The 12,686-nt window shown below is 58.0% G+C and carries 7 protein-coding genes, 1 tRNA gene and 3 pseudogenes; 7 read left to right on the forward strand and 4 right to left on the reverse strand.

Annotated features, from left to right (window positions below; genetic code table 11):
- Nucleotides 1–120 precede the first annotated feature (120 nt).
- The 3 genes and pseudogenes from D1224_RS02935 to D1224_RS02945 all read right to left on the reverse strand — a co-directional run.
- Nucleotides 121–606, reverse strand: a pseudogene (locus D1224_RS02935) (IS3 family transposase); the annotation flags it as partial.
- A 63-nt stretch (nucleotides 607–669) separates the two neighbouring features.
- Nucleotides 670–1,808 (reverse strand): IS3 family transposase gene (locus tag D1224_RS02940; protein WP_407637647.1). Its coding sequence is split into 2 segments (ribosomal slippage): nucleotides 670–1,550 and nucleotides 1,550–1,808, totalling 1,140 coding nucleotides; the frame shifts between segments, so codons are not numbered across the junction.
- A gap of 259 nt (nucleotides 1,809–2,067) precedes the next feature.
- Nucleotides 2,068–2,271 (reverse strand): globin family protein, encoded by a 204-nt coding sequence (locus D1224_RS02945; RefSeq protein WP_018147856.1) that lies wholly within the window; start codon nucleotides 2,269–2,271, stop codon nucleotides 2,068–2,070.
- Between the two features lie 409 nt (nucleotides 2,272–2,680).
- On the opposite strand from D1224_RS02945, the pseudogene D1224_RS02955 reads away from it, so the two are divergent.
- The 7 genes and pseudogenes from D1224_RS02955 to D1224_RS02985 all read left to right on the forward strand — a co-directional run.
- A pseudogene (locus D1224_RS02955) lies at nucleotides 2,681–3,001 on the forward strand (DUF2924 domain-containing protein); the annotation flags it as partial.
- 32 nt (nucleotides 3,002–3,033) lie between these two features.
- Nucleotides 3,034–3,367: pseudogene (locus D1224_RS16405) on the forward strand (recombinase family protein); the annotation flags it as partial.
- 286 nt (nucleotides 3,368–3,653) lie between these two features.
- Nucleotides 3,654–4,541, forward strand: a complete 888-nt coding sequence (locus D1224_RS02960) for a TIGR02391 family protein (RefSeq protein ID WP_018147857.1) — start codon at nucleotides 3,654–3,656, stop codon at nucleotides 4,539–4,541.
- Nucleotides 4,513–9,018 (forward strand): NACHT domain-containing protein, encoded by a 4,506-nt coding sequence (locus tag D1224_RS02965; RefSeq protein ID WP_119378446.1) that lies wholly within the window; start codon nucleotides 4,513–4,515, stop codon nucleotides 9,016–9,018. Before D1224_RS02960 ends, D1224_RS02965 begins: the two co-directional genes overlap by 29 nt.
- Before the next feature lie 642 nt (nucleotides 9,019–9,660).
- Nucleotides 9,661–9,897, forward strand: a complete 237-nt coding sequence (locus D1224_RS02975; protein WP_018147859.1) for a DUF3489 domain-containing protein — start codon at nucleotides 9,661–9,663, stop codon at nucleotides 9,895–9,897.
- Nucleotides 9,894–10,283 (forward strand): DUF2924 domain-containing protein, encoded by a 390-nt coding sequence (locus D1224_RS02980; RefSeq protein WP_119378447.1) that lies wholly within the window; start codon nucleotides 9,894–9,896, stop codon nucleotides 10,281–10,283. Before D1224_RS02975 ends, D1224_RS02980 begins: the two co-directional genes overlap by 4 nt.
- Nucleotides 10,280–11,785 carry a recombinase family protein gene (locus D1224_RS02985; protein ID WP_119378448.1) on the forward strand — a complete coding sequence of 502 codons (1,506 nt, stop codon included), beginning with the start codon at nucleotides 10,280–10,282 and terminating at the stop codon, nucleotides 11,783–11,785. Before D1224_RS02980 ends, D1224_RS02985 begins: the two co-directional genes overlap by 4 nt.
- A 792-nt stretch (nucleotides 11,786–12,577) precedes the next feature.
- Here D1224_RS02985 and D1224_RS02990 read toward each other — a convergent pair.
- Nucleotides 12,578–12,667: transfer RNA gene (locus tag D1224_RS02990), tRNA-Ser, on the reverse strand.
- Between the last annotated feature and the right edge of the window lie 19 nt (nucleotides 12,668–12,686).

Below are 12,686 nucleotides of genomic sequence, written 5' to 3' on the forward strand. Positions count from 1 at the left end.
ATAACGAAGGTTAGGAACAGTCAGGGGCAATACAAGCAATACTTCGCATCTGACTTCCCTTCGAAAATCTCCCTGGAAACCTTTGATAACTGGCCTGCTGCCGGTTTGATGGACGGCAACTTAAGCTTCCATCGCTTGCTCCTCATACTGCATAGGGCTGAGATATCCCAGCGTCGAGTGCCGGCGGGTGGGATTGTAGAACCGCTCGATATAATCGAACACATCGGAACGCGCCTGATCACGGGTTCGGTAAACTTGGCCCCTGATCCGCTCGGTCTTGAGCGATGAGAAGAAGCTCTCCATCGCCGCATTATCCCAGCAGTTGCCGGACCGGCTCATTGAGCATGTGATGCCATTGTCCCTCATCAGGCGTTGGAAGGCCTCACTGGTATACTGGCTGCCCTGATCGGAGTGATGCATCAGCGTCCGGGGACGCCCTCTTCTCCAGATGGCCATCATCAGGGCGTCGGTGACCATCTGCGTGGTCATCGCTTCCTTCATCGACCAGCCGACGATGCGCCGGGAGAACAGGTCGAGGACCACGGCCAGGTAAAGCCAGCCTTCAGCGGTCCAGATATAGGTGAAGTCCGCGACCCATTTCCGGTTTGCTCTGCCCCACCGAGTTGGTCCACCGGCTTTGTTAGCCCGGCGGTTTCCACGTAGCGGCGTTCATGCCGCTACTTCCACACAGTAAGGCGATATGAACGCCGCGGGCAAGATGGCTTGTGGCGCGGGCGGCCGGTAGCCCAGAGAAGAGTGCGGACGCGCGGTGTTGTAATGCCGGCGCCAGGTCTCGATCAGGACTTTCGCCTCCCTGAGATCATAGAAGATTTCCCTCGCCAGCAACTCGTCTCTGAGCTTGGAGTTGAAGCTCTCGCAGTATCCATTCTCCCATGGAGAACCCGGCTCGATATAGAGCGTCCTCACGCCGATCCGGCCAAGCCACTCGCGCAGGGCAGTGGCGATGAACTCGGGGCCATTGTCGGAACGGATATGCTCCGGCGGGCCATGATGCACGAACAGTTCGCCCAGCGTGTCGAGGACATCGCGGGAGTTCAGCTTGCGCTCGACGCGGATGGCGAGGCATTCGCGAGTGAACTCATCAATGACGCACAGCATGCGGAACACCTTGTCGTCATGCGTGCGGTCCTGAACGAAGTCATAGGACCAGACATGCCCCTTGTGCGCAGGGCGAAGCCTCACGCACGAGCCGTCATTCAGCCAGAGACGGCCGCGTTTCGGTTGTTTCATTGGCACTTTCAGCCCTTCACGCCGCCAGATGCGATAGACGCGCTTCTCGTTCACATGCCAGCCATCCCGTCTCAGCAAAGCTGTGATCCGGCGATAGCCATACCGGCCAAACCGTTCTGCCAGGGCGATGATGGCCGCTGTCAGCACATCCTCGTCCTGGCGCGGCACGCGCGGCTTGCGCTGGGTGGAACGATGCTGGCCCATCACGCGGCAAGCCCGGCGCTCTGTTGCGCCGAGTGTCTCTACCACATGATCGACCGCTTTGCGCTTGCGTGAAGGGCTTAGAACTTTCCCCGCACGACTTCCTGCAGGATCTGGTTGTCGAGGGTCAGATCAGAGATCGCCCGGCGAAGCCGCGCATTCTCCTTCTCCATCTCCTTCATCCGTTTGGCCTGGCCGACCTGTAGCCCGCCATACTCCTTGCGCCACCGGTAGTAGGTCTGCTCCGTCACACCGATCGAACGCACCGCCTGACCCGTCGTCTCACCGCGCGCGAGGCGCACCTCCACCTCCCGCAGCTTCGCAATAATCTCTTCAGGCGTTGATCTCTTGCCCATCTCTAAGCTCCATATCTGAAGCCGGAACTAACTCAAATAATGGACCACTTTTCAGGGAGCAGACCAATCCGCCGATGCTTCGAATGCACGCCCGCACCAAGAAATGGGTGTAATGGTCTCTTCCAATGGCTCGGCGCAACACTTGCGTGAACAATTTCAAGTCAAACGCGACTACGCAAGTTAGATAGCACCTTTCGACGGGCGCCCCCCCCAGCAAAGGCCCAAAGTTGGTGCTCTCCATCTCGACTGCGATCGAAATTTAGTGCTCATCAGAGAGCAGGCGCTCAGCCGCTTCGAGCCTTAGGACCGCTTTTTCAATGCGACCATTTAGGGCGGCCAGTCCAGTTGTAATTTCCTGTCTTCCTGACATTGGCGCCTGCGCTGGCAAACCATCATCCAGCGCCCGTTCCAACTCCGCTATTGCTTCCACGACTAGTTCACGGATGGGATCTAATTCGTCCATGCGCGGACCTCGCACCACTTCACGCTCGCAGTCCACGCAGCTTCTTCGCCCCACTGGACTTGCCGCCCGATCCGAGCGTCGCTGTCTCTGGTAACAAGGTCGCGCTGCCCGGTATCATCCCGGGCTTGTCTCTGTGGGAGCGGATAATGGCGCCTGCAAATCTACAGTAGACAAGCCATGACTGACCAACACACAATTGACGCTCCGAAAGACGGCACGAAGGAAGCTCGCCTAGTCGAGGCGCTGACCGGCAAAGGCCAGACGTTGAAGCAGCTATCTCGCTGCTCACTTGGCAACCACACACGGTCCGCGCCGCGATGACCCGACTCCGCAAACGCGGCTACGTCATCTACCGGATCGCTAAGACCGAGAAATCCGCCGCACGGTTCAAGTTGCGCGGGGACAAGGCGTGAGCCGGATCGACTTCAAGCGTCATTTGCGAGAGGCGCTAATCGAGTGCTGGATCGAGACGATCCGTTCAGCGCCCCCTCGCAAGCTCCGTTCGCCCATGATGGCGAAGATCCTGACCTGCGAAGACCAGTGGCACACCTCTGGCAAACCACGCGCGGCAAATGCAAGAAAGCTCAGACGGCTTGCATCAGCCTCACCCGATACCGCCGCGCCTGGCAGCAACGGCCAACGTAGCGTGCGAGAATGGAACGGGGTACAGCACACCGTCGGTATTACGGAGGCAGGCTATCTCTGGAATGGCAAGACTTGGCGATCGCTCAGCGCCATCGCCAAGGAGATCACAGGGACCAAATGGTCGGGGCCTCGCTTCTTCGGTGTGCAGACACGAAAAAAGTCCGCTGCGTCATTTACACCCGAAAAACCTCTGACGAAGACCTTGACCAGGCTTTCAACTCGCTGGACGCGCAGCGTGAGGCCTGCGAGGCCTATATACGCTCGCAGCGCCACGGAGGACGGAAGCTCCTGCCGCAGCACTATGATGATGGCGGGATATCCGGTGGGACCATGGATCGCCCTAGCCTAAGGGCCCTGCTCGCTGAACTCAAGGCCGGCAGCATTGACATGGTCGTAGTATGCAAGATCGACCAGCTCACGCTCACTCACCGACTTTGCTCGGTTGTCCGAACTGATTTCGCTTGAGCTACCCGCCGAAGAGGATTTGCGGCTGCGCACGATCGCGCACGATCGCGCGCGAGCAAGCCGTTCTGTCCTTCTTTCCAACAGCGGAGTCCGCAACGATTTCACGGTCCGCGGCTCCTCGAAGTCGAAATCATCGCCGTGTATTGGTGATGCAAGGTCGATGTTTATGCGCCCAATCCTTGCCGAAGCCGCGAGAACGAAGCAAAAACACTGACGGTGGCCACTCTGGCAATTCGTCTTGTACTTCCGATCGATAAAAGGGGACTCAATGCATGGCCAAGGCGGCAACACAACAGGCAGCTGGCCTTGCCTATCATGGATTGAGCGGGGTCACGCGGCCTTGCGAGGAAGCGGTTCTTGAAGCGCTCCAGCGAGAAACCAGGATAGAACGCGCGCGGATCTTGTCCTTTCGAGAGCAGCACGGACTGTTGCTGATTAACGCCGTCGGAGATGGTCTTGTCATTAGACCGGGATTTGCGTCCGGCTATAGCGGGGAGGGGCCTTCTGGGCTGTCCAAAGCGATTGCCATGCTAAGCGCACATGAGGTGCAGATTGACGAGGTGGATCTGACACCGGCGGAGTTTCAGCGGCTGGATGACTCTGTCCTCACCGAATCGGATCTGCAAGACCTAGCCGCGCGGCGGGCCGTGCGTATTGGTCAATATCAGGATTATATGTTCAGGGGCGATTGGGACGACGCCCGCGCGGGTCGTTTGTGGTCACACTATCCTGCCCGCCTGCCATTAGCCGCATTGGCGCCTGGGCTGATTGACCTTGTTCTGGAGTTCGACACGCGGCCGGGACACGCCTTGCATTTGGGATACATCAGGCTTGAAGACCGACTGCGGAAACTGACATGCACAAGACTTTCGGGTACTCGGCTTGTCGATGCCGCTTTTTCTCCAAAACACGCCTTGTTGAAGTTGAGCGGCCGGGAGGATCCCGGTGAGCAAGCCGGGCTTGAGTTCCTGTTCCGTGGCGTGCTTCAGCTACACAGAAATCCCCATGCCCATAGCGAGCTCAATCGGTCGCCGGTTGAAGCTGTGAGCGAGTTCCTGGTGCTCAATCATCTGTTTCGCCTTCTTGATGCAGTTGAAGTGGCCAATGGCAAGGCCGGTAAGGACCCATCCGATGAAGGGAGCGGGCTTGGCACTGGCTGAACTCCTGATCTCTGGCGGGGGCGGCTGGGCCATTGGCAAAGCGGCCGACGCACTGAGCGCACCACTCGAGGGCCTTGCTGAAGACATCAATGTGCGTTTTGCCATTTCAGCGGCCCTGGAGCGAAGTGCTGCACGTCTAGATGAGGTGTTCGGCGAACGCGAGCAGGCCGACCTGACGGACATGTTGCGCGGCCAGCACGCGCTCGTTTTCACGCTGATCCTAGAGCGGCTTAAACGCGCACCGGCGTCTGATCTCATGCGGGGCGGACTATCGGCAGAACTCGCGCAAGTCTTAAGGGCCGGAAACGGTCAAGCCCGAGATGCCCTGCGAAAGCTCGCGGATCTGATTGACAGTGAGCTTTGGGCGAAGCCGCCTTTGGCCGCGTATCGTCAGAAACTTAGCGAATATGTAAATGAACAGCGGCTTGGCCATTTGCTTGAGCGACTGGCGCCGGACATGTCTGCCGCAGCGATTGCCGCGCGGGTGAGATTTGCCGCGCGGTCCGATATCACAAGACGGCTGAGCAGGGTTCACACGACACGTCTTGTTTTGCCGCGACGCGTGAGCGAACTGAATGACGAGGACAGTGCGCCTGGCCCGCTGACCGCGCTGGCGGAGCGTTTGACACCAGGTTGGCGCGGCGCCCTGATCGATCAGGGCGGCGCTGGAAAGACCATTGCGCTGCTCACAATTGGCGAGGCCGTGTTCAGCAGGTTCGATGAAGCGGCTGCGGTCTATGTACCGATGGCGGAGGCGGCGACGCACGGTTCGGTAATTTCGGCCCTCTTGCAGCGCGATGCGCTGATCGCCGAAAACATCTCGCAGGCGGATCTGGCCGCACAGGCTCGGGCCGGGAGATTGACGTTTCTGCTGGATGGTTGGAATGAGTTGTCGGTTGACGAGCGGCGCCAAGCCCGGTCTGCGATCGAAGCCTTCCACGGCGAATATCCGGATGCACCGCTTCTTTTTGCAACGCGGCCATACTGGTCAACCTTGCCAACGACGATCAGCGCGAGCTTTGCTCTCGACCGGATCACCTTCGATGACCAGGCGCGCTTTATTGAAAGCGTTGGTGGTGTTGCAGGCCTTCAAGCGCATACTCGTACGCGCGATCACCGCCCGCTGCGCGAGCTCCTCGGCATACCGTTTTTCCTGAATCTGTTCGCTCGTCTGGAATGGCAGGCAAGCGATGGCGACCTGCCGGAAAACAGTGTCCAGCTTGTCTCTCGTTTCGTCGAGGGCGAATTTGGCCGTCCGGCCTATCTTGATCCGCCGCCGGGCGGGTCGGCAGAGTTCGTGCGTGGTCTGCTCATGGAATTGGCGGTTCGCATGGCCGGGTCCGGTACAGTTGAACTGCACATCAAAGCGGCGAGCGCCGTCATTGCTGCACGCCTGAAGGCCGCTGGCCATGTCCACAACGCCGCCGAGTGCGAGCGCGCTCTTCAGCGCCTTTCACAGCAATCTCTCATCCAGGTTGCAGGTGAGGGCAGAGCGAGGCGGTTTGTCTTCGATCACCAACTGCTCCAGGATTGGTTCGCTTCGTTTCACGTACGGGATGCTATTGTCGCTTGTGCCAACGACACGGCTTTGCCGTCGCCCGCCGCAGCTGAATTCGGCAATGCGAGAAGCTGGGAAGGGGCGGTTGAAATCGCGGTGGAGGCGCTCGGCCAATCTGGCCCAATTGATCCGGGCCTGCGCCGGTTTCTGATGGAACTTTGGGGAATGGATCCCGAATTTGCGGCGAAGATGATGTCTCGGCTGAGTGACGCCGCTTGGGACGGGATACGCGACGATGTGCAGCGCTTTGTTCGTGCTTGGCGCAGGAAAGATCCAGGTGTGGAGGTTTTATCCTTCATGGTGGGCACCGGGCGCTCCGAGTTCGCAGAGACGATATTCGAAGACCTCGCTTCGGAAAAGGAGAGGCGCCGCGAGCGCCAGTTAACCCGACGGGGTGGATTTCACCCGGATGTGCTTGGACCAGACTGGAGCGCCAAGGCCGAAGGGCTTTCCAGATCCCAGCGCCGGATACTGGTCCATGATCTGGCCTATTCCGGCGGTGATCGCGGACTGGATATGGCGATTGAGCTTAGCGCCGGGGACACCGAGACTGATCATCTTGGCTTCGTCCTCGATGAAATCCACTACCTCGGCCGGAAAGACAAATCGACCGCGCTGTTCGCGGCCATGACTGAAGCCTCGGCTGACAAATGGGCGCTTGACGAGAGATACAGGGAGATTGCGGCGGAACACGACCCTGAGCGCTATCGGGCAACGCTCAAGCGGATTATTAAGAAGGGGCCGAACACAACCGGCGGCGTACACGCCCGAATGATCCTTTGTGAGCTTGATGGCGAGCTTTTTCCCGCGGACCTGATTGAGGCCGGGCTCGCTCTACATGATCAGAGCAAGGATAATCGCCACTGGCATTTGCACAGGTTTTCCGAAGATGCCCCTAGCGCGCTTTCAGACGTGCTCCTGGAGCACATGAAAACTGGCAAGGTGCTCTACAGGCTGCATGAGTATGTCACCAAAGTGAATCCAGCCCAGGCTGACGACATTCTGTCGTTCTTGCTCGACGATAGGCGGGAGCGTCACGACGGGCTTGGGATGGCGACGCATCTCAAACCGGGACAGTTACGCTGTGTCCTCACCGAGGCCTTGCAGATTTGCCGCACACTTGAGGGTGCAGATCGTTATGCCATGCGCGACGAGCGCAGCCGGCTTGCGCGCCTGATGGATGTGCTCAAGAATTCCGATAACACGCGCCTTATTCAGATTCTTATTAACTCGCCCGCGAAAAACCGGTCCGAAGTGGTCTTGCTGATGAAGCTTGTGACTGGCTGGAAGGGCGCGGACCATCATGATGAGAGAGGTCTGAGCCCGACGGGCCTCGCATCGCTGGGCTTGCACAGTGCAATCGATCGGTGGTGTCGATTGCTATTGGCGGTGCCGGACAAAAGCAGCGACGATCTGCAATTGGCCTTACGGGCACTGGCTGTTCCCGGCCGTGTTTCAGCATTGAAACGCATGCATGAAGTGCATGAAGCTGAACTCCTGCAGTATGAGCAGGAGCATGCTGACAACCCGAGTCGGCTGAGGCTACGGGGCGGCTATCCAGGGGACTATCGTCGCCGGGAGCCATTTATGCGCCATGGTTGGCCGGAGGCGAAGGCGCTGTTGCTGGGCTATATTGGCGATGAACGATTTGAGCTCGGCGCGGCGATAGCGCTTCGCAAATTCGCTCCTTTTGTCGCGGCCGATGTTCAGGGCAAGGGGCTCTTTCCAAACGATCGCAGTCATGAGCTGAAACGGGAGCGCCGGGCGGTCTGTCTGGAGCGGGGACCTTCAGCATCGTGTCATCACATTGCAGCCCGTATCCTCGATCGTGTTGCTGAGATTGATCTTGATGCTAAGGATGGCTGGGCGCGGGCGCGCAGTCTGGCTGCCTCTGCGGCCTGGATGGATTGTGGCCCGCGCCTGGCGGAGGTGATCGATCTCATTCGACGCGATCCCGAGCCGGTCAAGTCCCTGGCGATACTTGAGGCGCTGGCCGAGACCGGCCAGCCGCTCAAAGCGGACTGGATCCTGCCAGGTCTTGCAGCGGCAGAGGCTGAGTATTTTGCGCAGACCTGGCGTTCCGAGAACGATTTTTACATCCTTCGCCCATGGCTCGACCTCCTGGCGCGATCAGACACGCCGCTTGAGCTCATCGCCAGAAAAGCCAAGCACCCCCGCGAGGTTCACCAATGGCAGGCAGGCGATTTCATCTCGCTGCTCATGCTGGAAGACGCTGATGCGATGGTTGACGCCATCGAAGCCCTGCATGCTGAATGCCGTCTCGGCCATGGTGACTATGATCGCATCCGCGCGCTCTTTCGCGTCGGGTCGGACCGAGCGCTCAGTCTGCTTTTGGATGATGTTCTTGAAGGGCGATATCAAGACTTGCTTCATTTCGGGTTTCATGGGCCCAATGCCATTGCCGATATGCTCGAACGCGAGCCGGACAAGCTAAAGGCGGCCGTCGCAAAAGCTGCGTCAAATGATAATGCGCGGGGAAATGCAGCGTATCGTTTGGGCAGTCTTTGCCGGGGGGCACAAACCGCCAAACTGTTCGAGATAGCGTTGGAAGAGAGCCGCAGTGGGTCCGAAGCTATGATATGGCGTGTTTTAGCGGAGCATATGTTGGAAGGACAGTGCACAAGATACGAGCCGCTCGGCCCTGGCAGCTATAAGCTTCACCAAAAGTCTGTCGGCGAGTTGCGGCAAAGCCTCTTTTCCTGGGTTTTGGCGGAACCCGAGGAGCCTTTCTGGCGGAAGCTGCTTGCCGGCGTCGATGATCTGGTTTCGCAACATGGCGGACATCCCGATGATCCGCGTCACCCCGATGTCGTCACGGGGGTACCTTATCCGGATTTTGAGCCCGATATCTGGGCCAAGGTGCGTATTTTGGAGAACCCTCCGAGCCATTTTGACTAGGAGGGTTACGGCAACAATCACATGCATAATATGATGGGTGCTTTGTCGGTGTGCGCAAATAGCTGGTGAATGGTGGGATACCGAGTGCGAGTGTTGTTCCAAGTAAATTTACCCGCATTTCTTGCGCAGGCTGACTCGGCAATCGTTATAAACTGACTGGCTGAATTGAAGCGTGGCCGCCATTCAATCTACAACATAAGTCTGGAAGGGTTTGGCCCGAAGCGTACAAACTGCTCCTTTACGAGAATGCTCGATAGCGGGATTCAGCTGATTTCGGATAGGCGGACTTCAGCGTGTTCAACTTTTCTGGTGGCAGATTCAATCCGCGCTCGCAATGCCGCCCACCCAACCTTAATTTCCTGCCCTTTAGCGCTCGGTGCCCGAGCTGGCAGACCATCAATCAGCGCCTGTTCCAGCTCTACCATCGCCTAAACAAATTTGCGAACAGGATCTAGCTCGTCCATTTCGGACACATTCCGCGACCTCACGTCACCAGTCTACGCAGCTTTTTCGACAGCCGCTGGACTTTGCCCGCATTCGGAGCATTGCTGTCTTCGACAATTTAAAGCGCGGCCCGGTATCGGCCCGGGCTTGTCTCAGTGGGAGCGGATGATCGCCCCTACAATCGAAAGGAGACAAGCCATGACTGACCAACACACAATCGACGCTCCTAAAGACGGCACCAAGGAAGCCCGCCTAGTCGACGGCCTGACCGGCAAGGGCCAGACGCTGAAGCAACTTTCGGCCCTACTGACTTGGCAGCCACACACGGTCCGCGCCGCCATGACCCGGCTGCGCAAGCGCGGTTATGTTATCGACAGGGTCGCAAAGACCGAGAAGTCCGCTGCCCGCTTCAAGCTGCGTGGAGACAAGACGTGAGGCACGGCGACTTCAACCGGCTTTCACGGGAGGAGCTGATCGAGTGCTGGACCGAAATCATCGGTTCACCGCCGCCTCATAAGCTCCGCTCGCCCATGATGGCGAAGATCCTGACCTGCGAACACCAATGGCAGACCTCAGGTCGCCCACGGGCGACGCTGGTTCGCAAGCTGCAACGGCTAACTGGGGCCCCGCCCAATAGCACCTTGCCGGCCACCAGCGGCCAACGCCTGGTTCGAGAATGGAGCGGCGTCGAGCACACCGTCGATATCACCGAAGCCGGCTATCTCTGGAATGGCAAGACCTGGCGATCGCTTAGCGCCATCGCCAAGGAGATCACCGGGACCAAGTGGTCGGGACCTCGCTTCTTCGGTGTGCAGACATGAAGAAGGTCCGCTGCGCCATCTACACTCGGAAGTCCTCCGATGAAGGCCTTGACCAGGCTTTCAACTCGCTCGATGCGCAGCGAGAGGCCTGCGAGGCCTATATTCGGTCGCAGCGCCATGAAGGCTGGAAACTCCTGCCGCAGCGCTATGACGATGGCGGCATATCCGGTGGGACCATGGATCGCCCTGCCCTCCAGGCATTGCTCGCTGAACTCAAGGCCGGCCGCATCGACATGGTCGTCGTATACAAGATCGACCGCCTCACTCGCTCACTCGCCGACTTTGCTCGGCTGGTTGAGCGGTTCGACGCGACCGCCGCGTCTTTCGTTTCGGTAACTCAGCAGTTCAACACCGCCTCCAGCATGGGCCGACTGACACTGAACGTCCTGCTCTCCTTTGCCCAGTTCGAGCGGGAGGTCACGGCCGAGCGGATCCGCGATAAAATCGCCGCCTCTAAGAAAAAGGGAATGTGGATGGGCGGCGTTCTGCCGCTAGGCTACGATAAAACCGATGGTGGTATCGTGATCAACAAGGGTGAAGCTGAGACGGTCCAAACCCTATTCAAAACATACATCAACGTCGGCTCGGTCCGGAAACTGAAGGACTACGCTGATACCGAAGACCTAAGGACCAAGCAGCACGTGTCTGCCTCGGGCCGGGTCACTGGCGGCAAACCATTCACAAGGGGCCATCTTTATCAGCTGCTCTCCAACCCTCTCTATCGCGGAAAAATCAAGCATCGCGACCAGGTCTATGATGGACTGCATGACGCGATCATTTCGGAAGCGCTCTGGGTCCGGGTTCAGGAGAAGCTCGCAAACAACCGTGTCGCCCGAAAAACACGAAAGAGTGCCGCCAATCCATCCCCGCTCGCTGGCAGAGTGTTCGATGAGAATGGACGATCCTTCTACGCCCATCATGCTCGGAAAGGGCAGCGACGATACCGCTATTACGTTTCTTCGGACGAGACGGTCCGCCTGCCCGCCCATGAGCTAGAACAGGCGGCGTTCAATGCGCTGATTCATCGTCCTAACATTCGACAACAATCGGCTGATGGCGTCACATCGCAGCGCGAAACGCTGGAACAGATCGACCGGCTGGTGGTTGGCTCGAATGAGCTGGAAATCCACCTCGCCGGACGGGAGAACGCGCATCCGGTCCGTGTTCCGTTCACACAACGCCGTCGCGGTGTGGAACGGAAACTTGTTTTGGAAAATGCGAGCGTATCTCGAAAAGTGGATCGGGCCCTGATCCGTCGGGTCGTTAAGGCCATGGATTGGCTCGATGCCATCAAAGCTGGACGCGCAATCAGCGAGATCGCGGCCGAGCAAAATGTCTCGCCATCCTACATCACGCACAATCTTGATCTGGCATTTCTGTCCCCGCGAATTCTTGAAGCGATTAGTGGGGGTCGGCAGGCGCCGCATATCTCAGCTTATCAGCTTTCGAAGATTTCGATCCCGGTAAATTGGGACGAACAGGACTCGATTTTCCTCTCCTAGATTCCCGCGTAATCACCCGGTGCATCCTCTGCAAAATCTTCAATGGTATGCGCTGAGGACTTGAGATTTTCCTCTCGGTCATACCCTTAGTCATATGACTTAGGTCATGACTAAAGGTATGACTAAAGCTATGACTTAGCCCCCCCCCGCGACGATAGAGCAGGTCCAGCAGCTCCGGCCGCGGCTCGCGTCTGAACTGAGCGCACCAGTTCCCAAATCACTTCAGCGGTAGGTCGTTCACTTCGCAATATTCCCGCTGATTCAAGTCACTGCGCTCCACGCCTCGTGATGAGCCCACAAGAACGCTTGCAGCTCCGCACGTTTCTCAACTGACAATCTCGTCATCGGCAGCTCCCCTCGGCTTTTGAACACCAACCGAAAGAGATCGAACGCCCCGCACAAGCATGTCACTATTGTACGCTTTCCTGGTCCGTTCGCCGATTTTTCCCTGTTAATGAAAATAAATTTCCCTGTTATGGATCAAAGAATTCCCTGTTATTGCACGCAGGGAATTTAGCTTTAGAGCACTGTAAACACGCGATTTTGCAGCCTTAGGAGTCGACGTTTCCCTGCAAAAATAAGCGATTTCGCTGTAAATCGGGCGATAACAGGGAAAATGCCGCTAAACTTGACTGAAAAATTGGCCGACAGAGACTTTTGGCTGAAAGCGCACGATTGCAGGAGAATGGAGACGGAAACTGCAGATTTTAGTCGCTGATACGGGCGATAAGCCCCGGAATTGTCGGGATTATTCGCAGACGTCTCGATTCTCGGGATTTTCGGAAGACTGGCTGGCGGAGAGGAAGGGATTCGAACCCTCGATACGCGTAAACGTATACGCCCTTAGCAGGGGCGCGCCTTCAGCCACTCGGCCACCTCTCCCAAGCCAGATTGCCTGACT

Origin of the sequence: Henriciella barbarensis (genome assembly GCF_003576345.1) — a bacterium.
Classification (GTDB): Bacteria; Pseudomonadota; Alphaproteobacteria; order Caulobacterales; family Hyphomonadaceae; genus Henriciella; species Henriciella barbarensis.

Excerpts from the sequence above, each read along its gene's own strand:
- D1224_RS02945 (WP_018147856.1), bottom strand. The coding sequence starts at position 2,271 with ATGGACGAATTAGATCCCATCCGTGAACTAGTCGTGGAAGCAATAGCG.
- D1224_RS02960 (WP_018147857.1), top strand. The coding sequence starts at position 3,654 with ATGGCCAAGGCGGCAACACAACAGGCAGCTGGCCTTGCCTATCATGGA.
- D1224_RS02965 (WP_119378446.1), top strand. The coding sequence starts at position 4,513 with ATGAAGGGAGCGGGCTTGGCACTGGCTGAACTCCTGATCTCTGGCGGG.
- D1224_RS02975 (WP_018147859.1), top strand. The coding sequence starts at position 9,661 with ATGACTGACCAACACACAATCGACGCTCCTAAAGACGGCACCAAGGAA.
- D1224_RS02985 (WP_119378448.1), top strand. The coding sequence starts at position 10,280 with ATGAAGAAGGTCCGCTGCGCCATCTACACTCGGAAGTCCTCCGATGAA.